The organism is Stenotrophomonas sp. PA-6-5C, assembly GCF_021605635.1.
Taxonomy (GTDB): domain Bacteria; phylum Pseudomonadota; class Gammaproteobacteria; order Xanthomonadales; family Xanthomonadaceae; genus Stenotrophomonas; species Stenotrophomonas lactitubi.
This window is the reverse complement of sequence record NZ_WKEE01000009.1, coordinates 97660-120314: the sequence shown is the minus strand read 5'-3', so window position 1 is coordinate 120314 and position 22655 is coordinate 97660. Positions and strand designations below refer to the sequence as shown.

Here is a 22655-nt window from a genome sequence, read left to right as displayed (position 1 = left end):
GCGTCCCCTGCATGGCCCACCCGCCCGGCCAACCACGGCTTTTGATTTGAACGGTCACCACGAGGGACTCAGCCGTTGGCCGAAAACCTCATCAACCCACGCGCAATGCCGCCGCCTCCGCCCACCGCGCCGCCACCCGCGGAGCGGTGATGCACACCGCCTGATCGGTCACCGTGGTCACTGCCCGTTCCAGCAGCTGGATGTCCGCTTCGTGCTGGCGCGCCACATGCGGATCCTCGAAGAAGATCGCACGCTGGCAACGACCTTCCAGCACGCGGTCGGCAATCTGCGCATCGCCCCCCATTGGACCGCTCTGGTAACGCGTCACCCACGCCATATCCGCAGGCCAGCCGCGGCTCCAGGCCAGCTCGTTCAAGCGCTGGCCGGTGGTACCGGTGGCTACACGTTCGCCAAAGCGCGCCAGCACGTCGAAGTGTTCATCGGCGAACGCCAGCATCGCCGGCTTCATCGCATCGTGCGCGATCAACGCCAGCGTCTGCCCTTCGAACGCATGCAGGTCGTCGGCGCCGGCATCGGCGGCCAGGCCCGCATGGACGCGCTCCACCTCGATCCAGTCGCGGGCGGTGGCCACGGTGGAAATGAAAGGCTTGCCGTGGATTACACACTGGCGCTTGAGCGCGGTCGCCTCGGGGAACACCGAGGAAGGATCCACCGGATCCATCAGATAGACCGCACCGTCCAGCGTACGCTCGGCGCCCATGCCCACCACTTCGGCCACCATCTTCATCAACCCGCCTTCGCGACCGTACGGATAGCGCTGCAGGCCGTCGTAACCGGCAAGGAAACCGTTGCGCTGGATCGCATCGTGGGTACGTCCGACCGCACACAGCGTCACGCCCAGTTCGCGCAGCCCGGGTTCGCTGGCGCGCAGCCAGCGGAACAGTGCCGCGCGCGCGTCGTTGTGATGGAGACGGTTGGCGGCCAGGCCGATGCGCATCGAAAGCTCCGGGATCGGTAGAAGCGGCAGTGTATGTCGCTATTGACGGTTTCGGAGGGTTTTACAAATTTCCTCATTGTTGCTGGGAAGCGCGTCGCTAGCGTGACGGGAGGTCGTACCGCGATGCGGCCATGCCCCTGCCTGCGACATGAGGATGTCCACCGTGAATGTCGCTGGCCCGTTGGCCCGCATCGTCGCCCTGTCGCTGTTGTCAGCACAGGCCTGGGCCGGACAGTGCGAAGGCCCCATCCTGCTTGCCTACCCCGCTGACCGCGCACCGTTGTCATCCAGTCTGGACGACACGCCACAGGGCCTGGTGGCGGTCTACCTGGCGCTGCTGCAGGAGCAGTACCCCACGCTGCGCGCCACACCGGTCGCGGCGACGGCGCTGGCCGCCGCCGCGCTCCCGGCCGGGACCCACGCCGTGCTCGGCTGGCCGCGCGCGCAGAAGCCGAAAGGCTGGGTGGCCAGCGTGCCCTACCTGCAGGTGCCGCAGGTGATCGTGCGACGCCCCGACGCGCCGCCGATCATCGGCCTGGGCGGACTGCACGGTCGCGGCGTGGCCAGCCCCGACATCGTGCCGCTTGCCAGCAGGCTGGTGGAAGCCGGCGCGGACGTGCCGCTGCTGCAGGTGGCGGCGCTGGACGAGGCATTGCAGCTGCTGATCAGCGGTCAGATCGATGCGGTGGTGGGCAACCTGGTGGACGTGGAAGCCACGCTGCGCAATCAGCCGGGTGGCGCGCTGGACGTAGCGGCGCCGGCCGGCTTCAGCGACGCACTGGTCCTGGCCACGCTGCCGGCGTGCGCGCATCTTGTCGTCCGCTTCAACCAGCTGCAGGCAGCTATGACGCCGGAGCAGCGCGAGGCGTTGCGGGCACACTGGATCTCGACACCCCCTCGCCGTGGCCTCGCGCCGGTGTCGCCCCTGCGCGGGTCGATCGCCGTGCTGCTGGTGCTGCTGACACTGTGCCTGGTGTATGCGTTCGGCTACTGGCGACTGCACCGCGAAGGCCTGCGCAGGCAGGCGCTGGAACATCGCCTGCAGGAGGTCACCGCCAACCTGCCGGCGGTGGTGTACCAGGCGCGGCGCAGCAGCACCGGCGAGTACAGCGTTCCCCACATTGCCGGCGACGTGCATGCCCTGTTCGCGATCAGCGTGGATACCGCGCGGGTCGACCATGGCAGCCTGCTGGCCGCAGTCCATCCGCAGGACGGCCGCTCGGTGCTGGCCTGCGTCGATGCCGCCGCACTGGTGCGCGGGCCGATCGACATCACCTTCCGCACGCGCGGCCCCAACGGCTGGCGCTGGGTACGTTCGCACGGGCGACCGATTGCCTGCAGCGACAGCGGCGTGGAATGGAGCGGATACTGGATGGATGTCACCGAGGCGCGCGCACGTACGCAGGCGTTGAACGATGCCCGGCGTGATGCGGAGCAGGATGTCGCCGCGAAGACCCATTTCCTGGCCACCATGAGCCACGAGATCCGCACGCCGATGAGCACCCTGCTGGGGATGCTGGAGCGCTTCGGCGGCAGCGCACTGGATGCGCGCCAGCGCCAGGTACTGGCGACCATCGATGATGCCGCGCAGATGCTGCGACAGATCCTCGATGACGTGCTGCACAGCCAACGCCTGCAGTCCGGCCCACAGCCGCCGCAGTGCCTGCCCACCGACCTGGCCGAGCTGCTGCGGGCGGTGCAGCGTCTGCTGGTACCGGTGGCGGCAAGCAAGGGGCTGCATCTGCGCTGCGAGGTGGATCCCGCGCTGCAGCGTGGGTCGTTGGCCGATGCGCTGCGCCTGCGCCAGATCCTGTTCAACCTGGCGGGCAATGCGCTGAAATTCACCCTGCAGGGCGGAGTGGACCTGCAGGTGCGGGTGCTGCAGCAGCGCGAGCACGGCCAGCAGCTGCGGCTGCAGGTGACCGATACCGGAGTGGGCATCAGCCGCGAGCGCCAGCGGGCGGTGTTCGCAGCGTTTACCCAGGCCGATGCATCCACCACCCGGCGCTTCGGCGGCAGCGGCCTGGGCCTGGCGATCTGCCGTGAGCTGGCGGCGTCGATGGGCGGACAACTGCACCTGTGCAGCACGCCGGGCGCGGGCACCACGGTGTGGCTGGACCTGTACCTGCCGGCCTGCGAGGCGCCATCTGCGGGGCCTCGTGATGGCGCGGCTGGCCTGCAGGTGTTGCCGCCGGTGCGGGTACTGGTTGCCGAAGACCATCCCACCAACCTGCAGTTGCTGGTGCAGCGGCTGCAGGAACTGGGCCTGCAGGTGCATGCCACCGCCAATGGCGAGCAGGCCTGGCAGGCGTGGCAGACGCAACGGTTCGCGCTGGTCATCACCGACTGCCACATGCCGGGCATGGATGGCTTTGCCCTGGCCCGCGCGATCCGCGCCGATCCGCGTGCCGATGCGGCAAGGGTGCCGATCATCGCGTTGACCGCCAGCGTGCTCGACAGTACCCGTCAGGCCTGCCTCGACGCTGGCATCGATCGTTTCATCGCCAAGCCGGTCGAGCGCGACGCACTGCACGCCACGCTCGCCGCGGTGCTGACACCGCTGGCCGGTCTGTCAGTGCGCCAGTAGCCGGACGATGCTGGCGGCGGCGTCGCGACCTTCGGCCACCGCGGTCACCACCAGGTCGGCACCACGCACCGCGTCGCCACCGGCGAACAGGCGGGGATGGGCGGTCTGGAAGGGCAGCTTGCCCTTGCCCCCGGCGAGGATGCGGCCATTGGCCTGGCCCTCCACGCCGTGCTCGGCCAGCCACGACGGCACGCTGGGCGAGAAACCGAACGCGATGATCACCACGTCCGCTTCCAGCAGCGACTCGCTGCCCTCGATCTGCACCGCGTTCTGGCGGCCGTTGGCATCGGGTTCGCCCAGCCGCGTCTCGATGACCGTCACCCCGATCACTTCGTCATCGGCGCCGGCTTCGATCGACAGCGGCTGGCGGTTGAACAGGAAGCGCACGCCTTCCTCGCGCGCATTGGCCACTTCGCGCGCGCTGCCCGGCATGTTGGCTTCATCACGGCGGTAGGCGCAGGTGACCTTGGCCGCGCCCAGCCGCACCGCACTGCGCACGCAGTCCATGCCGGTGTCGCCACCGCCGAGGACCACCACGCGCTTGCCATTGAGGTCGGGCAGGGCGATCTGGTCTTCCCAGCCGGCGATCGGCCGGCCCTGCGGATCATCGCCGCCGACGATGCGGCTGTTCTGCACCAGGAACGGCAGTGCCGGCAGCACGCCCTTCAGGTCCTGGCCGTCCAGGCCACCATCGGTGTAGCGATAGGCGCCGGTACCGACGAATACCGCATCATGGGTGTCCAGCAGCTGCTGCAGGCTGACGTCGCGGCCGATCTCCACGCCGAGGCGGAACTGCACGCCCATGCCTTCGAGCACATCGCGGCGGCGGCGGATCACGTCCTTGTCCAGCTTGAAGCTGGGGATGCCGAACTGCAGCAGGCCACCGACCTGCTCGTAGCGGTCGTAGACCACAGCGGTGATGCCGGCATGCGCCAGGCGGTCGGCACAGGCCAGGCCCGCTGGGCCGGCACCGATCACGGCCACCGTGTGGCCGGTGGGCTGCACCGCCGTCATGTCTGGCCGCCAGCCGGTGGCCAGTGCCGTGTCGACGATGTACTTCTCCACTGCGCCGATGGTGACCGCGCCGAACTCCTCCAGCGTGCAGCTGCCTTCGCACAGACGGTCCTGCGGGCACACCCGGCCGCACACTTCCGGCAGCGGGTTGGTGCTGTGGCACAGCGTGGCCGCTTCATGGATGCGGTTTTCCTGCACCAGCTGCAGCCATTGCGGAATGGCGTTGTGCACCGGGCACTTCCAGCTGCAGTACGGGTTGCCGCAGTCCAGGCAACGGCCGGCCTGGTACTGCGCGTCTTCCTTGCCGAACTTTCCGTACAGCTCACCCCAGTCGCCGGAGGTGCGCAGTTCGACCGGGATGCGCTGCGGCATGGTCCGGGGCAGGTCGAGGAACTGGAAGGCGTGCTTGCGGCTCATGATCGTCTCGGCAGTGCGGTGCGCGCGCTCACGCGGCGCGGCGCAGGGTTTCGGTCAGCGACTCGATGCTGGCGGCCTTGGGTTTGACCAGCCAGAACTTGCCGATGTAATCGCGGAACTCATCCATGATCTGCTGCGCCCAGATGCTGCCGGTCAGCTCGCGATGACGGCCGATCAGACGGTGCAGGTGCTGGCGGTAGTTCTCGAAGCCCTCGGCGGACACGCGATGGATGTCGATCAGCTCGTGGTTGTAGCGGTCGACGAAATCGCGGTCCACATCCAGCACGTAGGCCAGGCCGCCGGTGAAACCGGCACCGAAGTTGAGGCCGACCTTGCCCAGCACCAGCACCACGCCGTCGGTCATGTACTCGCAGCAGTGATCGCCTGCGCCTTCCACCACCGCCAGTGCGCCGGAGTTGCGCACGGCGAAACGTTCACCGGCGCGGCCAGCGGCGAACAGCTCGCCACCGGTTGCACCGTACAGGCAGGTGTTGCCGATGATCGCGGTGCTGCGTGCCTCGAAGCGTGCGCCACGCGGCGGACGCACCACCAGTCGGCCACCGGCCATGCCCTTGCCGACGTAGTCGTTGGCTTCACCTTCCACTTCCAGGTGCAGGCCGCCGACGTTGAAAGCACCGAAGCTCTGCCCGGCGCTGCCACGGAAGCGCAGTTCCAGCGGCGATTCGGCCATGCCCTGGTTGCCATGCGCGCGCGCCACGGCGCCGGCCAGGCGGGTGCCGATGCTGCGGTCGGTGTTGTGGATCAGGAAGCGGTGTTCGCCGCCGCGCTTGTGCTCGATGGCTTCGGCCAGCAGGCCGTCCATCTGCGTGGCCAGGCTGTCGGGTGATTCGTACAGGCGCTGTGCGGCGCAGTGGCTGTCCGGGTAGCTGGCGTCGGCCAGCAGCCGCGACAGATCCACGCGCACGTCCTCGCGCGGCGAGACCTCAAGCTGGCGCAGCAGGTCGGTACGGCCGACGATCTCCTGCAGCGAACGTGCACCCAGCACCGACAGCCAGCCGCGCACTTCCTCGGCCAGCAGGCGGAAGAAGTTCTCCACGCGCTCGGGCTGGCCGGTGAAGTGATTCTCGCGCAGGCGCTCGTCCTGGGTGGCCACGCCGGTGGCGCAGTTGTTGAGGTGGCAGATGCGCAGGTACTTGCAGCCCAGCACGATCATCGGCGCGGTGCCGAAACCGAAGCTGTCCGCGCCCAGCAGCGCCGCCTTGACCACGTCCAGGCCGGTCTTCAGGCCGCCGTCGGTCTGCAGCAGGGTGCGCCCGCGCAGGTCGTTGGCCACCAGCGCCTGGTGCGCCTCGGCGATGCCCAGTTCCCAGGGCACGCCGGCATAGCGGATCGAGCTGACCGGCGAAGCACCGGTGCCGCCGTCGTGGCCGGAAATGGTGATGAGGTCGGCACCGGCCTTGACCACGCCCGCGGCGATCGTGCCGACGCCGGCATGGCTGACCAGCTTCACCGACACCAGTGCGGTCGGGTTGACCTGCTTGAGGTCGTAGATCAGCTGCGCCAGGTCTTCGATGGAGTAGATGTCGTGGTGCGGCGGCGGCGAGATCAGGCCGATGCCGGGCTTGGCATAGCGCAGGCGCGCGATCAGTTCATTGACCTTGTGCCCGGGCAGCTGACCGCCTTCGCCGGGCTTGGCGCCCTGGGCGACCTTGATCTGCAGCACTTCGGCGTTGACCAGGTATTCGGCGGTGACGCCGAAGCGGCCCGACGCCACCTGCTTGATCTTGCTGCGCTTGTCGGTGCCATAGCGCGCCGGGTCTTCGCCACCTTCGCCGGAATTGCTGCGGCCGCCGAGGCGGTTCATCGCAATCGCCAGCGCTTCATGTGCCTCGGGCGAGAGCGCGCCGAGACTGATCGCTGCGGTATCGAAGCGCGGGAACAGCTCGCTGGCCGGTGCGACGTCGTCCAAGGGTGTCGGCGTCGCCGCCGGCACCAGCTGCAGCAGGTCGCGCAGCGCCGAGGGCGGTCGCGCATGCACGGCGTCGCAGTACTGCTGCCACGTACGCGGGTCACCGCTGCGCGCAGCGCGCTGCAGGGTGGTCACCACGTCCGGGTTGTACATGTGGTATTCGCCGCCGTGCACATACTTCAGCAGGCCGCCGACATCCACGCCCTGCTGCGCATCCCAGGCCTGCGCGCACAGTTCGCGTGCATCGGCATCCAGGCGTGCGAAACCGGCGCCACCGATGCGCGAGGCGGTATCGGGGAAGCACAGGTCGACGACCTCCGGCTCCAGGCCGATGATCTCGAACAGCTGCGCGCCGCGATAGCTGGCCACGGTGCAGATGCCCATCTTCGAGATGATCTTCGACAGGCCCTTGTAGATGCCCTTGCGGTAGCGGCGGCCGATCTGCGACTGCTCACCGCCCTTGCTGAGCTTGAGGATGCCGCGACGGCCGAGGTCGAACAAGGTCTGGTAGGCCAGGTACGGATAGACGGCCGTGGCACCGAAGCCGAGCAGGCAGGCCATGTGGTGCGCATCGCGCGCGGTGCCGGTCTCGACGATCAGGTTGACGTCGCAGCGCAGGCCCAGCTGTGACAGGTGGTGGTGGATGGCACTGGTGGCCAGCAGGGCATGCACCATCGGCCGCCCGGCCACCGGGTAGCGGTCGGACAGCAGCAGCATCACCATGCCATCGCGCGCGGCCTGTTCGGCTTCGGCGCAGATGCGTTCGATGCCCGCACGCAGGCCTTCCTCTTCGCTGTAGGACAGGTCGAGCAGGCGGTTGGCCTGCACGTACTGGTCCATCTTCAGCAGCTGGCGCAGCTTGCGCTGGCTCAGCACCGGCGAATTGAGGATGACGTGGTTCACCGTCTCCGGGCCGGCATGGAAGATGTTGGTCTCCTTGCCGAGCTGGGTGGACAGGGACATCGCGCAGTCTTCGCGCAGCGGGTCGATCGGCGGGTTGGTGACCTGCGCGAAGGCCTGGCGGAAATAGTCGTACAGCGGACGGCTGCGCTGGCTGAGCACGGCCATCGGCGTGTCATCGCCCATCGAGCCGGTGGCTTCCTGTTCGGTCTCGGCCAGCGGCCGCAGCACCTGCTCCACTTCCTCGCTGCTGAGCTGGTACAGCTTGTGGTAACTGCGCAGGGTGCTTTCGTCGAAGGGTTCCTCCACCAGCGAGGGATCGATCAGTTCGGTCTGCAGGTAGGTGACGCCCTGCTGCAACCACTGCTTGTACGGTGCACGGCCGCGGTTGATGCGGTCGATGGCCTCCGAATCGAGCAGGTCGCCGCGCTTGAGGTCGATGGCGATCATCTCGCCCGGGCCGAGCTTGCCCTTGCGCACCACGCGTTCGGTCGGCACTTCCCACACGCCTGCTTCGGAGGCGACCAGGAAGTGGCGATCGGCAGTCAGCATCCAGCGCGCCGGGCGCAGGCCGTTGCGGTCGAGGGTGCACACGGCGTAGCGGCTGTCACAGGCAACGATGCCGGCCGGGCCGTCCCACGGTTCGCTGTTGAGGCCGTGGAATTCGTAGAACGCGGCCAGGTCCGGGTCCTTGAATTCCAGCGACTGCGTGGCCGGCGGCACCAGGATGCGCAGTGCCTGGATCAGCTCCATGCCCGCCGACACCATCAGTTCCAGCATGTTGTCCAGGCTCTGCGAATCCGAGCCGTGCATGGAGATGACCGGGTCGAATTCGCCGATATCGAAGCGCGGCGTCTTCCACACCTTGCTGCGTGCCTGCGCCCAGCGGCGGTTGCCTTCGATGGTGTTGATCTCGCCGTTGTGGGCGAGCATCCGGAACGGGTGTGCCAGCGGCCAGCGCGGCAGCGTGTTGGTGGAGAAGCGCTGGTGGAACACGATGGCGCTGGAGGCCAGTTCGCGGCGCTGCAGGTCCGGGAAGAAGCGGCTGAGCTTGTCCGGCAGCACCATGCCCTTGTAGCTGATGGCGTTGGGGCTGAGCGTGGTGACGTAGTAGTCGGCGTGCGCGCGCAGCTGCTGCTCGCTGCGGCGACGGGCCAGGAACAGGGCCAGGCCGAAGCCGGCGTCATCCTGGCCGACGCCGGCATCGACGAATACCTGTTCGATGCGCGGCAGGGTGTCGCGCGCCAGTTGCCCGCAGACGCTGTCGTCGGTCGGTACTTCGCGCCAGCCGGCCACCTTGCAGCCGACCGCCTCGATCTGCTGCTGCAGCTGTGCACGGCAGGCCTGCGCGGCGTCGGCATCGTGCGGCAGGAAGACCAGGCCGGCGGTGAAGCGCGCGCCGACGGCAATGCCCGCTTCACTGGCCAGCAGTTTCAGGAAGGCATCGGGGCGGCGCAACAGCAGGCCGCAGCCATCACCGGTCAGGCCGTCGGCGGCGACACCACCACGGTGGGTCATGCGCGAAAGCGCGGCGATGGCGGTATCGACCAGCAGGCGCGAAGGCTGGTCGTCGAGCTGGGCGACCATGCCAAATCCACAGGCATCGCGCTCGGAGCGCGGGTCGTAAAGCCCTTGGCGGTTGCGGGGGGCCATCTCTACCTCGATGCAGATTGAAATGAACGGGGACACTCCTGCCCGCCCTGTAGAGCACGCCCTGTACGTCATGGTGGAGTGTGCCGCGCATGGCGCGGCCCGTCGGGAAGCCGCTTGGCGCACGCCCATACGGCGTTGCTCACCTTGCGCAGGCACTCGCCTGCGCTGCGGCGCGCGCCTTGTCTGGCCGCACGCCAAGGGTCTTCACACTCACCCTGACGCACACGCCGTGCTCTTCCTGGAGCGCATCGTGAGGCCACCGGATGCCTCGACTAGATCACAGGTTGCTGCAACGCCGCAATACACGGTTGCAGGCGCAACCAAAGCGCCGGCAAACGCTTGCCGGCGCGGGATGGGTCAGCCGCAGCGGACGCCGCTGACCACGTCCTTTGCGTCCACCTCGATGTTCAGGCGGTCGCCCACGAATTCCATCGTGGTGACGTCATTGGGGTGCAGTACGCGCAGCTGGGTCGCGGCGGAATCTTCCTGGGCCTGCTTGCCCAGCGCATCGGTGTAGGCCTGGCCGACCAGGCTCTGCACCTGGCTGGCGTCGCAGTTGCCGACCGGCGGTGCTTCGGTGGCCTTGCCGGCTTCGTCGGCCGGAGCCTTGGCAGCCTCGGCGGCCTGCTGTGCGTGGGCGGTGGCCGAGTCCTGCTCATCCAGCGACGGCGCCTGGCAGGCGGTCAGGGCCAGCACGGCCGGCAGCAGCAGGGCGGAGAGGGAACGGGCGCGGATCGGGAACGACATCATGACTCCGGAAGGGAAGGGACGGTGAAAGGCCGAGCATAGCGGCGAACCCACCCTCACGTGTTTGTCTTGCGTTATTGACGTGGCCACGCCGCCCCGCTCGGCAGACTGACGGCATGCCCGCTACCCCCACCCCCGAACGCCAGGCCGCGCGCGCCGCCGGCCTGCGCTACGTCGATGACACCCAACCCGGTTTCAGCCGCGTCCGCGCTGGCAAAGGCTTCTCCTATCGCGATACCGACGGTCATGCCATACGCGATGCCGCCACGCTGCAGCGCATCCGCTCGCTGGCCGTGCCCCCGGCCTACACCGCCGTGTGGATCTGCGCCCATGCCAACGGCCATCTGCAGGCCACCGGCCGCGACGCGCGCGGGCGCAAGCAGTACCGCTACCACGCCGACTGGGCGGCGGTGCGTGATGCCGGCAAGTTCGACCGCATCATCGCCTTCGGCCAAGCGTTGCCGGCGCTGCGACGGCGCCTCGGCCGCGACCTCAAGCGCAGTGGCTTCCCCCGTGAGAAGGTGCTGGCGGTGGTGGTCGCGCTGCTGGCCGACACGCTGGTGCGGGTGGGCAACGAGACCTATGCGCAGGAGAACAAGTCGTACGGCCTGACAACGCTGCGCAACCGTCACCTGGACCTGCTTCGGGGTGGCCGGGTGCGCATGCGCTTCCGTGGCAAGTCCGGGCAGTTGCAGGAGGTGACGGTGGGCGACCGTCGGCTGGGCGCGTTGGTACGCAGCGTGCAGCAGCTGCCGGGGCAGGCCCTGTTCCAGTACCGCGACGATGAGGGGGTCGTGCAGCCCGTGGATTCGGGCGCGGTGAACGACTACCTGCGCGAGGTGATGGGCGAAGACTTCACCGCCAAGGACTTCCGCACCTGGGGCGGAACGCTGGCCGCCGTGCAGACCTTCGCCGCCACCGAGCTGCCAGAACCGGCCAGCCAGCGCGCGCTGGCCAAGGCGCAGCGCGAAGTGGTGTGCCAGGTGGCGGCACGGCTGGGCAATACCCCTGCGGTATGCCGCAAGGCTTACATCGACCCGTGCGTGTTCGCCGGGTGGGAGCGCGGCGAGCTGGCCTCGCTGGCGGGCCTGCGCGGCCCGCGGCAGTGGGAACAGGCGACACTGAAGGTCCTGCGACGTGCCCGGCGGCTCAGCCGCAAGGCAACTCAGCCGCAATAGATCGCGGTGATGTTGTTGGTGCGGCCCTTTTCGATGGTCAGGCGCTCACCGCCTTCGCTGGCCGGCGGCACGCGCAGGCCGTCGTGACGCAGCACCTGCACGTGCAGGCTGTCGCTGTCGACGCGGGCGCGCTCGACGGTGGCATCCGATGCCGCCAGGCCGACCGCGCCGCGCACCATGTCGGAATGGCACTGGCCGGAAATCACGCCATCGATGGGCTGGATCTGGGCGACGGGGCTGCTGCTGCAGGCGGCGAGAGCGAAGCAGACGGCGGCGGTGGCAATGGCATGTTTCATGGGGGATGTTCCTCGTGTTGTGGCCTGCAGGGTGCGACGACAGGCGTGGTGGCGGAATGAATGCCGTGCACGCGATGGACACGGAGCGCTCACTGCCGCCAACAGCATGCGTGGAGACACTGCATGAGCGGCGCACGCCGCCCCCGGTACTGCGGCGCACGCGCCCCGGTAGTGCCGGCCGCTGGCCGGCAACCCCCATCCCCCGAGGAGACCTGCATGGCCACCACCAGGAAGACCCCCGCCCGCCGCAAGGCATCGCCGAAGATACGCAAAGGCACCCAGGCCGCCCCAGCCGCCGCCGAAGCCACCACGTCCGAGCGCCCGCGCGTGGTGAAGACCGCGACCCGCAAGGCCGCCGCTTCCGATCCCCGCGCGGCACGTGTCGCAGCGCGGCAACGACGCCTTCAGGACCAGGAAAAAGCGAAGGATGTACGCGCGGCGAAGAAGGCGACGAAAAAGGCGACAAAGAAGACCGCCACCCAAGCCGGCCCGCGCCGTCAGCCGGAGACGATGCCGGCGCAGCAACTGGCCAAGCCGGGCCATGAGCACGCACTGGAACTGGCACCGCGCTTCCTGGCACCCGACTACGTCGGCAGCGGCAAGCTGCAGGGCATGCGCGCGATCGTCACCGGTGGCGATTCCGGCATCGGCCGCGCGGTGGCGGTGCTGTTCGCCCGCGAAGGCGCCGATGTTGCGGTGCTGCATCTGGACGAAGCCGAGGACGCCGAGCTCACTCGCCAGCACGTGGAGAAGGAGGGCGGCCGCTGCGTGGTGATCGCCGGCGACGTGCGCGACCCACGCTTCTGCAACAAGGCCGTGAAACAGGTGGCCAAGGCCTTCGGCGGCATCGACATCCTGGTCAACAACGCGGCGTTCCAGCTGCACTGCGAGCGCCTCGAAGACCTGGAAGACGCGCACCTGCAGGAAACCCTGCAGACCAACATCGGCGGCTACATCCAGATGGCGCGTGCGGTGCTGCCACATCTGGGCGAGGGCGCCAGCATCATCAATACCGGTTCGGAAACCGGCCTGTTCGGCAGCAAGGCGCTGATCGATTACTCTGCCACCAAGGGCGCCATCCATGCGTTCACCAAAGCCCTGGCCAGCCAGCTGCTGCCGCGCGGCATCCGGGTCAACTGCGTGGCGCCGGGCCCGGTGTGGACGCCGTTGAATCCCGCCGACAAGCAGGCGAAGGATGTCGCCGAGTTCGGCAAGGACAGCGACATGGGCCGGCCGGCACAGCCCGAAGAACTGTCGCCAGCGTATGTGTTCCTGGCCTCACCGGCCTGCGCCAGCTACATCAGCGGGGTGATCCTGCCGGTGATGGGCGGGCCGCGCGGTTAGCGCGCAGCGGAATAGAAACCGGCAATGCGCGGGATGAACTGCTGCGGATTGGCGCCGACCAGATTGGTCAGCACGACAACGGCCAGGTCGCGCTCGGGATAGACGATGAAAGCCGAGCGCGCGCCGCCCATGCCACCCACCTGCAGGTCGGGCGCGGTGTTGAACACCGGCCAGCCTGCGGCCCAGTCACCGGCGCTGTCATCATTGAGGCGCTCGGTCGTCCACATCTGCTGCACCGCGCGCTGCTCCAGCAGGCGACCATCCTGCAATGCAACCAACCAGCGCGCGGTGTCATCGGCCGTGGTGAGGATGCCGCCCCCGGCCCACAGGCTGGGCGGCATGTCGTAGAACCAGTGCGACAGCCGTGGTGTCGCATCCTTCGCATCGGTTGCGCGTGGCAGGTAGCTGTACATCGTCGCCGCATCCGGAATCAGGTCGTAGCTGTCGCCAAACGTGGTGCGTGCCATGCGCGCGGTGGAGAACTGGCGGGTGGTCAGGAAGCGTTCGTAGGGCATGCCGGATTGCTGCGCGATGATCCGCGCCAGCAGCACGTAGTTGGTCTGGTTGTACTGGAAGCGCTCGCCCGCCGCGGCCTCTGCCGGCAGCGCACGAACTGCCTGCCATGCGTCCTGTTCCGAGCCACCGCCCAGCAGTCCCTCTGCATCGAGGATGTCGGGCAGGCCGGAGGTGTGGGCGAGCAGTTGGCGCACGCGTACCGCACGCCAACTTCCGGGCAGGTCATCGAGATAGCGCGAGGCCGGTGCGTCGAGATCCACCCGCCCGTCCTGTGCCAGCTGCGCCATGGCGACGCCGGTGAAGGATTTGCTGGCCGAGTTGAGCGGGAACCGCGTGCTGCGGGTGGCGACCACACCGTTCTCGACGTTGGCCAGCCCATAGGTTTCCGACAGCACCACCTGGCCATCCTTGACCACGGCGATCTGCAGGCCTGGGATGCGCTGTTCCTGCATGGTCTGGCGGATGAAGCGGCGGGTCTGGTCGTTGGCCTGGTCCTGGTTGGCGGAGACGGCGGCGAAGGGCAGCAGGCTGATGATCATGAGCAGGATTGGTAGCGTCTGGCGAGGCATGCGGGATCCCGGAGGGCAGGAAGATCGGCGGCGATGACGACTGCCGCAGGAGACAGGCCAGGGATCGGATGCGCGCGCGGCGTAAAAGGTTTAAGCCGGCCGCGCGCCCTACCGTTCGTCGGCCCATGACTTCCGGGGGGTTGACTACAGGTGTCGTCATGGCAACAGTAGCGACACGTGTAGTCAAGGGAGTGTTGTCATGCGTGGCAAGACCATCGGGGACCAGGAACTGGCCCTGCTGCAGTATGTGGATGAGCAGGCGCCGGCCAGCGTCGGCGAGGTCGCCAGCGGCTATGGCGAACCGCGCGGACTGGCCCGCTCCACGGTGTTGACGATGATGGAGCGCCTGCGCGCCAAGGGTTACCTGCAGCGCCGGCAGCAGCAGGGCGTCTACCGTTACCAGCCCACCCGCGGCCCGGAGAGCGTGTTGCAGGGCGCCATCGCCCAGTTCGTCGACAACACCCTGCAGGGCTCGGTCTCGCCGTTCGTGGCGTACCTGTCGCAGCGGCAGAAGGTCAGCGACAACGAACTGGCCGAACTGGAAGCGCTGGTGGCCGAACTGCAATCGCGTCGCCAGGAGGATTGAGCCATGGATACCTCGATGTTGATTCCGATGCTGGAGCGGCTGGGCTGGACCAGCCTGCAGACCGTGCTGCTGGTGGCGCTGGTGTACCTGCTGTGCCGCGCGTTGCCGACACTGTCGGCGGCCACCCGTTGCCGCTTGTGGTGGCTGGTATCGCTGCAGGCCGTGGTCGGCCTGTTGTGGAGCCAACCGCTGCAGCTGGCCTGGCTGCCCGCACCCGATGCGGTGGCAGTGACGACCGTGGATCTTGCCGCGGACGCGATGTATACGATCGCACCCGAGGCATCTGCGCACCTGCTGGCGAACACGCCGATGGGCGATGTCGGCAGCACGCCGGTGGCCTGGTGGGCATTGGCACTGGCCGCGCTGTGGATGTCCGGCGTACTGCTGATGGCGTTGCGGACCTTCGGCGAATGGCGCCGTTGCCGTGCGCTGCTGGCTGCGTCGTATCCGTGCGAGGACCAGGCGCTGGTGCAGGCGCTGCAGCTGGCCTCGGATGCGCACGGTCTGCGCAGCGCACCGCGCCTGTGGATGAGCGACCAGGTCGACGCGCCGCAGCTGGTCGGGCCGTTCCGTCCGGTGCTGCTGCTGCCGGCGGGAATGAACGCGCTGCAGGGCGACGCGCTGGACCTCGCGCTGACCCACGAACTTCAACATCTGCAACGGCGTGACCTGCAGTGGGGATTGCTGCCGGCCCTGGCCCAGCACCTGTTCTTCTTCAATCCTCTGCTGCGCCTGGCCGTGCGCGAATACGCCCAGGCCCGCGAGGAAGCGGTGGATGCGGCCGTGGTCGGCCAACATGGCGCCAGCCGCCATGCCTATGGCCGCCTGTTGCTGCAGCTGGGTGTGGCGCCGCAGCCGCACCTCGGCGTGGCCAGCGCAGCGCCCAGCACCACCAGTCTCAAGCGCCGCCTGCTCTCGCTGCAGTCGCACCGGGCGTGCCCACGCCTGCTGGCCGTTGGCTTGACTTTGGTGGTGTTGGCGGTGGGTGTGGCGCCGATGCGCCTGGTGGCCGCGCCGGTCCCGCCCGCGCCGCCGGCACCGCCGCGCGCTGTGCCTGCGCCGCCGCCGCCCGCAGCACCAGCAGCTCCCGCAGCTCCCGCAGCGCCGCCTGCCGCGGCGGTACCTGCAGAGCCGACCGACTGGGCCGAGGCGGCAGACCCCGCCGAGGCCGAGGTGGAGGAACCTGCCGAGCCGGCCGGCCCTGAGGAGACTGCTGACCTCAACGTGGATGTGGACGCGGCAGTGACCATCGTCACCCATGGCCAGCTCGATCTCGGCACGCCACCGCAGCAGGCCTTCGTGCTGGTCGATCATGGCCAGGCGTTCGCCAATGCCGGCATGGACGATGTGATGCAGGCGCGCAGCCGGATTGGCGACGGCCCGGCGCTGTGGTTCCGTCAAGGCGACAAGCGTTACGTCGTGCGCGATCCGATGCTGATCCAGTCGTTGCAGCGTGCCTATGCCGGCGCCGCCGATCTGGGCCGCCAGCAGAGTGAACTGGGACGTCAGCAGAGTGCGTTGGGTCGCCAGCAGGGCCAGCTCGGCCGCGAGCAGGGCGAGCTTGGCAGGCTGCAGGGTGCAGAGGCACGTGAGATCGCCCTTGCCGCCGCACGGGCTGCACGCAGTGCGATCAACAATCGCGACATCAACCGTGAAGCAGCAGCCGAAGCAGCGCGGGCCACCCGTGGCGCGGTGGACGATGCGAAGACTGCGCGGCAGGCTGCGGCTGAAGCACAGCAGGCGTCACAGGTTGCCCGCAACCAGGCGCTGCAGTCCGAGCGCAGCCGCGAAATGAGCCGTCTCGCCAGCCAGCAGGCTGCGCTGGGAAGCCAGCAGGCCGCGCTGGGCAGCAAGCAGGCGGCACTGGGCGAGCGTCAGGCGCGGCTGCAGGTGCAGGCCGCGAAGCAGGCAGAGCAGGTAATCGCCCGTGCGCTGGCCAGCGGCAAGGCCGAGCGGCTCTGAACCGGTAGTGCCGGCCGCTGGCCGGCAATGTGGGGGTGCCGGCCTGCGGCCGGCACTACCCCGGGACGATCAACCGCAGCTGGCGCGCTCGATGCGGTTCTGCGCATCCACCTGCACGGTCACGCGGTCCTGGCGGAAATCCATGGTCACCGCCATGCCGGGTTTGACCACGCGTGCATTGCGCGCGCCGCTGTCGGCCACCAGCTTCTTGATCGTCGCTTCGTCGGCGACCTTGCCGGTGAAGCTCTCCAGCTTTTCAGGATTGCACTCCTGCGGGCCGTCCGACACCTTGGCCGGCAGGCTGCCGACCTCGGCGGAGGTGTTGCCACCGGCGTGGCTGCAGGCCGCCAGCGGCAGGATGGCCGCAAGCAGCAACAGGGAGGATCGACGCATGGCAGAGCTCCTGGGTAGTGTTCAGTAGCGGCAGTGTCGCCGGCACGTGTGTCAGCGATGTCAACGCGGCCTGAATCCGTCTTCCCCGATCATCCGCTTACCAACGCCAGCGTCTCCCGTTCGCGCTGCTCTTCCCGCACCAGCCGCTGCAGCAGCAGCGCCAGGGTCACCACGTCCTGGTGGTTGTGGTCGGCCACCCGGCGCAGATTCACCGCATCGCCGCCGCGCAGGAAACGCAGCCATGCAGCAGGGGCTTCCGAGCCGGGCAGATCATCCTCGCGCACCACACGCAGCAGTTGCCGCTCGATGGTGGACAGCTTGCAGTTTTCCCACGTGCCGCGATAACGGCGGCGGGTGGGATACAGCAGGTCGACGTGATCCAACGCGGTGATGGGATCGGCCTGGCGGGCCAGCCGATAACGCGTCTTCAGCAGCGGTGCGTCGTAGCTGCGGCCGTTGTAGCTGCAGAACACGGTATGCGGCTGCAGCCAGCGGGCGAAGGTGGTCAGCATGGCTTCTTCAGCGGCCATCGTGGAGATCAGCAACTGGCGGATGCGCAGGCCTTCGCCGCGCTGTGGGCACACGTGCCAGTCGGCGGCGCCGATCATGAAGGCACGGGTGCCGGTGCCGCCGGCCAGGCCGGTGGTCTCGGTATCGAAGAACAGCAGGTCGCGTGCGGCCACGTGCTGGTCTTCGCGCTTGGCGAAGGCCAGCGACAGCGGTGCGGTGGGAATGGCCTGCGGCTGCAGTGACTCGATCAGGAACAGGCCCGGCGCGATCTCTTCGCCGGGCAGCTGGCGGTCCTGTGCGCTGGCGCGCACCGGCGCCGGGCCACCACGCGAGCGCATGCCGAGCAGGCGATGCAGGCCGCCGACCTCGGGCCGTCGCAGTGTTGCCGGGGCGGGTGCGGAGGTGGCCGCGCCGGTCGGCTTGTGGCGGATCTCCTGTTCCACCCAGGCAAACACCGAACGTTCGGCCGGTGGCTGCCGCGCATCGTTGGCGGCCACCGGTGCCGGTGGCGTGTCCTGCGCCGGCGCGGCAGGTGCGGCCGCTTTCGGGTCACCGGCCTGCTTCCGCAGCAGGCGCAGCTTGTCCAGACTCAGGCTCACGGGGCGAAAAGCTCCACCGGGTCACGCGTGCTCACCACCACGTCGGCGACGTGCTGACAGGCTTCGGCATCGAACAGGTCGAGCACGCGCAGCGCCAACGCACGCGGTGAGGTTTCATCCTGTTCCTGCGCGGCCAGCACCGGGCCGACGCAGGCCGGGCACCCCGCCCTGCAGTCGCAGCGCTGAACCAGCTCGCGCGCGCGCTGTACCAGCTCGGCCTGGCGCTGCCACAGCGGCTCGCTCAGACCGACGCCACCGGGGAAGTTGTCGTACAGGTACACGGTCGGCACGAATTCCTGCAGCAGTTCCACCGCACCCGGCTCGCCATCGCTGCCACGCAGCTGGCCGCGCCCGCTCTGGTCGGCAATCGCGATCCAGGTGCCATCGCCGTTGCCCACCGACTTCTGCAGGTCGCGTGCATCGGCCATCACCGCCACCGTGGCGACGATGTGCAGCGCATAGGCGGCGCCGAGGAACCCATCCAGCGCATCCTGCTTGCTGGCGAAGGCGCGCAGCAGCAGTGCCTGCGGCAGCTGCCACCACACCGCGGTGGTGTGCAGTTCCTGGTCGGGCAGGTTGACCGGGCCGTAGCCGATGTTCTCGTGGGTGTAGTAACGGATCTTCTTGTAGCCGGCCACGCGGCGCACCACATGCACTTCGCCATGGTGCGAATCACCACGGCCGGCCACGCCGCCGTCGAAGCGGTCCAGTACCTTGAGCTTGGTGAAATCGATGCTGTCGGTGTAGTAGTCCACGTGGGTGCGGGTGACATAGGCCTTGCGGCCTTCCCAGTCCAGCGTTTCCACCTGGTAGGGCGTGGACTGCACCATGTGGATGGCGCCTTCGTACAGGGTGAGCGCGGCAGCCGAATAGTCGACCTCGGCGATGATCTGCTGGCGGCCATCGCTGCGGTCGACCACCACGAAGTTGCCATCGGCCACTGCACGCAGGCTGACCGCGTTGGCCGGGTAACTGTCAGCGATCCATTCCCAGCGCTCGCCTTCGCGGTGGATCACCTCGGTTTCGGCCAGTGCTTCCAGGAACACTTCCGGGTCGATCGGGCCGAAGCCATCGCCGACCCGGAACGGCAGTTCGAATGCCGCGCAGCGGATGTGATCGAACAGGATCAACGGCTGGTCGGGCGCGATGCGCGCGTGTTCCGGCGACGCCTCGGCGAAGAAGTCGGGGTGGCGCACCACGTACTGGTCCAGCGGCTGCGAGCTGGCCACCATCACCCCGAGTGCGGGCTGCTGGCGGCGACCGGCGCGGCCGAAGCGCTGCCAGGTGGCGGCCACGCTGCCCGGATAACCGTTGAGGATGACCACGTCCAGGCTGCCGATGTCCACGCCCAGCTCCAGCGCCGAGGTGCTGACGATGCCGTCGATGTTGCCGGCACGCATCGCACGCTCGGTCTCGCGGCGCTCGGTGGGCAGGTAGCCGCCGCGGTACGCGCGGATGCGCGGTGGCTTGCGCGGGTCGTGGTCGAAGATGTCTTTCAGGTACTTGGTCAGCACCTCGACCATCAGCCGGGTCTGCGCGAACACCAGGGTCTTCAGCCCGGATTTGATCGCGATGCGGGCGATGCGGTTGCTCTGCGAACGCGCCGAGGCGCGCAGGCCCAGGTCCGGGTTGATCACCGGCGGGTTCCACAGCAGCACCTGCTTCGGCCCGCTGGGCGCGCCGGATTCGGTGATGGCGGTGACCGGCGCTTCGATCAGTGCCTCGGCATGCGCCTGCGGGTTGCCGATGGTGGCCGAGCACAGGATGAACTGCGGTTGCACCCCGTAGAACGCGCAGATGCGCTTGAGCCGGCGCAGCACGTTGGTGACGTGGCTGCCGAACACGCCGCGATAGGTGTGCACTTCGTCGATGACGATGTAACGCAGGTTCTCGAAGAACTGCGCCCACTTGGTGTGATGCGGCAGGATTGCCTGATGCAGCATGTCCGGGTTGGAGACCACGATGTCGCCATGCAGGCGGATCGCCTGCCGTGCGTCGCCGGGGGTGTCGCCGTCGAAGGTGAAGGCCTTCACCCCGAGGTCGCCGGCGCGGTTGAGCTCCAGCAGTTCGGCCACCTGGTCCTGCGCCAGTGCCTTGGTCGGGAACAGGTACAGCGCCTTGGCCTTGTCCTGCATGGCGGCGCTGACCACCGGCAGGGTGTAGCACAGCGACTTGCCGCTGGCGGTGGGGGTGACGATGGCCACGTGCTCGCCACGCTGGCTGGCCTCCCAGGCCTCGGCCTGGTGGCTGTACAGCTGCTCGATGCCACGTGCCTTCAGTGCCGCAGCCAGGGCCGGTGGCACGGAATCGGGAATCGGCGCATAGCGGCCTTCGCGGCCGGGAATGGCGAAACTGCCGGTGATGCGGTCCTGGTAGCGGCGCTGCAGGCGTGCACTGAGCAGGGCGCCATCGCGGGCGGGCAGGCCGTCGCGGGTGGCGAGCTGCTGCTCCGCATCGGCGGTGCGCTTGGCGAGTTCGTAGGCCATGGGAAGAGGAGTTTCAGGGGATCACATGGCACCACAGATGGGTCTCAGCATGTGAGACAACGCGACGGAATGGCGTGAATCATTCAGTGCCGGGGGCAGGGCGCGCCTCGAACGCGACACGACGCGCGGCAGTGCGGCTGACGGACCGACGAACGCACACGACGAGCATCAGCGCGTGCCAGCCCGCCGCCAACAGCGCGAACATCTGCCAGTGGAGTACGCCCGGCCAGCCCAGATCCAGCCGCTGCGACAGGGGCGCCCAGAGGGCGCCAAGCACCAGCAGAAGCAGCAGCATGATGAGCCAGGCCAGATACCGGAATCCCCCGCTGGACGGGTAGCGCAGCCGGTCGCTGGCCAGGCACCATCCTGGCCCTGCAGCCAGCACCTTGCCATCAACGGCGCGTACATCCAGGCGCATCGAGCGGCCGGTGGAGAATGCCGCGACGTTCACCCACTCCCATGGAAGCTGCACGCGCAGGTCGTTGCCCAGCAGCCACGCCTGCGATGTCTGTGCGCTCCGCTGGTAAGCGCGCAGGCGCCCCTGTACCTGCAGCACGCGCTGTGCCGTCGCCGGGCCCCTGCGGCGCGGTCGACCCAGCCAGATCGCCAGGCCGGCGATGGCGAGCAGGGGCACTCCTGACAGGTAGCTGACGCCACGCGGCAACGGCATGCAGAGCAGGCCGGACGAATCGGCAGCGGCCCATAGCGCCAGCACCGCGACCAACAGCGCGGACGGGCGCAACCCGGGTCCGCGTCGCATCGCGATTTCTTCCGGTGTCTCCAGACGCTCGCCCCGGATCAGGCTGGCGGCTGCAACCGGTCGCATTGCGGTGACAGGGAATCCATTGAGACGCACCACAACGGCCCAGCGTTCGCCCAGCACCACTTCGGCGTCATTGTCCGCAGCAAGGTGTGGGCAGGCCTGCCGCGGCAGCAGCACGGGAATGCCGCCCAGCAGGCCGTCGCAGACCGGGTAGTGGCGGCTGACGGCGCCTCCGGTGAACGTTCCGCGAAGTACCTGCACCTGGTCGCCATGGACGCAGCCGGTCAGTGCCCGCACCGTTGCCAGCGCCGCGTGTTCATCGGCCTCCAGCGTGCGCAGCGCGCTGCCTCGGCGCAGCGAGGCCAAACCGTTGCGGACGCGGGACGTCCATTCGGCAACGGCGGCAACGATCATCGCCAGCAGCAATGCGAGTACGACCAGCAGCGCAGCCCGGGACATCAGCAGCCGAACCGCTGCAGCGACATGGAGGTGGAGGGCGGTGCCATGGTCGACAGGGGTATCGGGAAACACCGCAGCTTGTCGGCCCAGCGTCCAGATGGGAATGACGATTGTTGCAAACGTCGGCGCAGCGGTCGGGTGCGGCGATGCGGGACACTCCCTGAACGCTCACGTGGTTGCCAACGAAATCTGAAGCCTGCATCCGTATCCTTGGGCGCTGGACGCAACCAACAGGGTGGATGGCTGTGGCACGACGTGGAACGCAGGGAGCACTTCTGGCCGGCATGCTGCTGGCCGGCATCGCGCAGGCGCAGCAGGCCGCGCCGGTGGCGGTGCCTGATCCTGCACCTGTTCCCCCTGCAGATGCACCGGCGGCAACCACCGCGCCGGTTTCCACCACCCTGCCGCAGGACACCGTCACCACGCTGGGTGAAGTGCGTGCGCTCAAGCCCGAAGAGGACCAGCCGCTGGACCTGTACCGCTTCAAGAACCCGCTGAAGGCCGAGAACAACCGCTTCAGCCGCAACTGGAGCGAGCCGCCGTCGCCCGAACAGGTCAGCATGGCCGGTGGCTACATCATGATGGGCGTGGTCAAGGGCGTGATGGCCGCAGGCAGGGGTTTGAACAAGCTCACCGGTGGCCCGGACCAGATCCAGTCGGCCATCGCCCGGCCGCCACCGGAACTGAGCGCCGAGCAGCAACGGCGCGCGCTGCAGTTCTGCGCGCAGCAGGATGGTTGCGGGGCACCGCCGGAGAAGTAGGCGTTATCCTGCGGGCCTTCCTTTCGA

16 protein-coding genes are annotated in these 22655 nt (G+C 68.5%); 6 read left to right on the top strand and 10 right to left on the bottom strand.

Annotated features, from left to right (window positions below; genetic code table 11):
• Positions 1 to 91: 91 nt before the first annotated feature.
• Positions 92 to 958: a methylglyoxal synthase gene (locus GIW57_RS05925; protein ID WP_236509440.1), complete on the bottom strand. Its 867-nt coding sequence runs from the start codon at positions 956 to 958 to the stop codon at positions 92 to 94.
• A 154-nt stretch (positions 959 to 1112) separates the two neighbouring features.
• On the opposite strand from GIW57_RS05925, the gene GIW57_RS05920 reads away from it, so the two are divergent.
• Positions 1113 to 3545: a response regulator gene (locus GIW57_RS05920; protein ID WP_236509438.1), complete on the top strand. Its 2433-nt coding sequence runs from the start codon at positions 1113 to 1115 to the stop codon at positions 3543 to 3545.
• On the opposite strand, the gene GIW57_RS05915 is transcribed toward GIW57_RS05920, so the two are convergent.
• The 3 genes from GIW57_RS05915 to GIW57_RS05905 form a co-directional block, all read right to left on the bottom strand.
• A complete protein-coding gene (locus GIW57_RS05915) occupies positions 3531 to 4976 on the bottom strand; it encodes an FAD-dependent oxidoreductase (RefSeq protein ID WP_100461758.1) in 1446 nt (481 codons plus the stop codon). The genes GIW57_RS05920 and GIW57_RS05915 overlap by 15 nt on opposite strands.
• Positions 4977 to 5004: 28 nt before the next feature.
• Positions 5005 to 9459: a glutamate synthase large subunit gene (gltB, locus tag GIW57_RS05910; RefSeq protein ID WP_236509437.1), complete on the bottom strand. Its 4455-nt coding sequence runs from the start codon at positions 9457 to 9459 to the stop codon at positions 5005 to 5007.
• Between the two features lie 357 nt (positions 9460 to 9816).
• Positions 9817 to 10206 carry an I78 family peptidase inhibitor gene (locus GIW57_RS05905; protein ID WP_100461760.1) on the bottom strand — a complete coding sequence of 130 codons (390 nt, stop codon included), beginning with the start codon at positions 10204 to 10206 and terminating at the stop codon, positions 9817 to 9819.
• 116 nt (positions 10207 to 10322) lie between these two features.
• On the opposite strand from GIW57_RS05905, the gene GIW57_RS05900 reads away from it, so the two are divergent.
• On the top strand, positions 10323 to 11384 hold the full coding sequence (locus tag GIW57_RS05900; protein ID WP_236509435.1) for a DNA topoisomerase IB: 1062 nt from the start codon (positions 10323 to 10325) through the stop codon (positions 11382 to 11384).
• On the opposite strand, the gene GIW57_RS05895 is transcribed toward GIW57_RS05900, so the two are convergent.
• Positions 11372 to 11680: a hypothetical protein gene (locus tag GIW57_RS05895; protein ID WP_236509434.1), complete on the bottom strand. Its 309-nt coding sequence runs from the start codon at positions 11678 to 11680 to the stop codon at positions 11372 to 11374. The two genes, GIW57_RS05900 and GIW57_RS05895, sit on opposite strands and share 13 nt — an antisense overlap.
• Before the next feature lie 216 nt (positions 11681 to 11896).
• Between GIW57_RS05895 and GIW57_RS05890 the strand changes: the two genes are divergently transcribed.
• Positions 11897 to 13024 carry an SDR family oxidoreductase gene (locus GIW57_RS05890; protein ID WP_236509432.1) on the top strand — a complete coding sequence of 376 codons (1128 nt, stop codon included), beginning with the start codon at positions 11897 to 11899 and terminating at the stop codon, positions 13022 to 13024.
• Here GIW57_RS05890 and GIW57_RS05885 read toward each other — a convergent pair.
• Positions 13021 to 14079 (bottom strand): serine hydrolase domain-containing protein, encoded by a 1059-nt coding sequence (locus tag GIW57_RS05885; protein ID WP_236509430.1) that lies wholly within the window; start codon positions 14077 to 14079, stop codon positions 13021 to 13023. The genes GIW57_RS05890 and GIW57_RS05885 overlap by 4 nt on opposite strands.
• Before the next feature lie 229 nt (positions 14080 to 14308).
• On the opposite strand from GIW57_RS05885, the gene GIW57_RS05880 reads away from it, so the two are divergent.
• Positions 14309 to 14695: a BlaI/MecI/CopY family transcriptional regulator gene (locus GIW57_RS05880; RefSeq protein ID WP_236509429.1), complete on the top strand. Its 387-nt coding sequence runs from the start codon at positions 14309 to 14311 to the stop codon at positions 14693 to 14695.
• A 3-nt stretch (positions 14696 to 14698) separates the two neighbouring features.
• Positions 14699 to 16657, top strand: a complete 1959-nt coding sequence (locus GIW57_RS05875) for a M56 family metallopeptidase (protein ID WP_236509428.1) — start codon at positions 14699 to 14701, stop codon at positions 16655 to 16657.
• A 69-nt stretch (positions 16658 to 16726) separates the two neighbouring features.
• Here GIW57_RS05875 and GIW57_RS05870 read toward each other — a convergent pair whose 3' ends face one another.
• The 4 genes from GIW57_RS05870 to GIW57_RS05855 form a co-directional block, all read right to left on the bottom strand.
• The gene (locus GIW57_RS05870; protein WP_100461775.1) at positions 16727 to 17050 is read right to left on the bottom strand and encodes an I78 family peptidase inhibitor; all 324 of its coding nucleotides are present in this window, start codon (positions 17048 to 17050) and stop codon (positions 16727 to 16729) included.
• Positions 17051 to 17139: 89 nt separating this feature from the next.
• Positions 17140 to 18159: a ribonuclease H-like domain-containing protein gene (locus GIW57_RS05865; protein WP_236509427.1), complete on the bottom strand. Its 1020-nt coding sequence runs from the start codon at positions 18157 to 18159 to the stop codon at positions 17140 to 17142.
• Entirely contained in the window at positions 18156 to 20645 is a 2490-nt protein-coding gene (locus tag GIW57_RS05860) for a DEAD/DEAH box helicase (RefSeq protein WP_236509426.1), read from the bottom strand. The genes GIW57_RS05865 and GIW57_RS05860 overlap by 4 nt, the downstream gene beginning before the upstream one ends.
• Before the next feature lie 79 nt (positions 20646 to 20724).
• Positions 20725 to 21867 carry a hypothetical protein gene (locus GIW57_RS05855; protein WP_236509425.1) on the bottom strand — a complete coding sequence of 381 codons (1143 nt, stop codon included), beginning with the start codon at positions 21865 to 21867 and terminating at the stop codon, positions 20725 to 20727.
• A 239-nt stretch (positions 21868 to 22106) separates the two neighbouring features.
• On the opposite strand from GIW57_RS05855, the gene GIW57_RS05850 reads away from it, so the two are divergent.
• On the top strand, positions 22107 to 22628 hold the full coding sequence (locus GIW57_RS05850; protein WP_236509424.1) for a hypothetical protein: 522 nt from the start codon (positions 22107 to 22109) through the stop codon (positions 22626 to 22628).
• The last annotated feature ends 27 nt before the right edge of the window (positions 22629 to 22655 follow it).

Coding starts and splice junctions, on each gene's coding strand:
- GIW57_RS05925 (WP_236509440.1), bottom strand. CDS start 958: ATGCGCATCGGCCTGGCCGCCAACCGTCTCCATCACAACGACGCGCGC.
- GIW57_RS05920 (WP_236509438.1), top strand. CDS start 1,113: ATGTCCACCGTGAATGTCGCTGGCCCGTTGGCCCGCATCGTCGCCCTG.
- GIW57_RS05915 (WP_100461758.1), bottom strand. CDS start 4,976: ATGAGCCGCAAGCACGCCTTCCAGTTCCTCGACCTGCCCCGGACCATG.
- gltB (WP_236509437.1), bottom strand. CDS start 9,459: ATGGCCCCCCGCAACCGCCAAGGGCTTTACGACCCGCGCTCCGAGCGC.
- GIW57_RS05905 (WP_100461760.1), bottom strand. CDS start 10,206: ATGTCGTTCCCGATCCGCGCCCGTTCCCTCTCCGCCCTGCTGCTGCCG.
- GIW57_RS05900 (WP_236509435.1), top strand. CDS start 10,323: ATGCCCGCTACCCCCACCCCCGAACGCCAGGCCGCGCGCGCCGCCGGC.
- GIW57_RS05895 (WP_236509434.1), bottom strand. CDS start 11,680: ATGAAACATGCCATTGCCACCGCCGCCGTCTGCTTCGCTCTCGCCGCC.
- GIW57_RS05890 (WP_236509432.1), top strand. CDS start 11,897: ATGGCCACCACCAGGAAGACCCCCGCCCGCCGCAAGGCATCGCCGAAG.
- GIW57_RS05885 (WP_236509430.1), bottom strand. CDS start 14,079: ATGATCATCAGCCTGCTGCCCTTCGCCGCCGTCTCCGCCAACCAGGAC.
- GIW57_RS05880 (WP_236509429.1), top strand. CDS start 14,309: ATGCGTGGCAAGACCATCGGGGACCAGGAACTGGCCCTGCTGCAGTAT.
- GIW57_RS05875 (WP_236509428.1), top strand. CDS start 14,699: ATGGATACCTCGATGTTGATTCCGATGCTGGAGCGGCTGGGCTGGACC.
- GIW57_RS05870 (WP_100461775.1), bottom strand. CDS start 17,050: ATGCGTCGATCCTCCCTGTTGCTGCTTGCGGCCATCCTGCCGCTGGCG.
- GIW57_RS05860 (WP_236509426.1), bottom strand. CDS start 20,645: ATGGCCTACGAACTCGCCAAGCGCACCGCCGATGCGGAGCAGCAGCTC.
- GIW57_RS05855 (WP_236509425.1), bottom strand. CDS start 21,867: ATGTCCCGGGCTGCGCTGCTGGTCGTACTCGCATTGCTGCTGGCGATG.
- GIW57_RS05850 (WP_236509424.1), top strand. CDS start 22,107: ATGGCTGTGGCACGACGTGGAACGCAGGGAGCACTTCTGGCCGGCATG.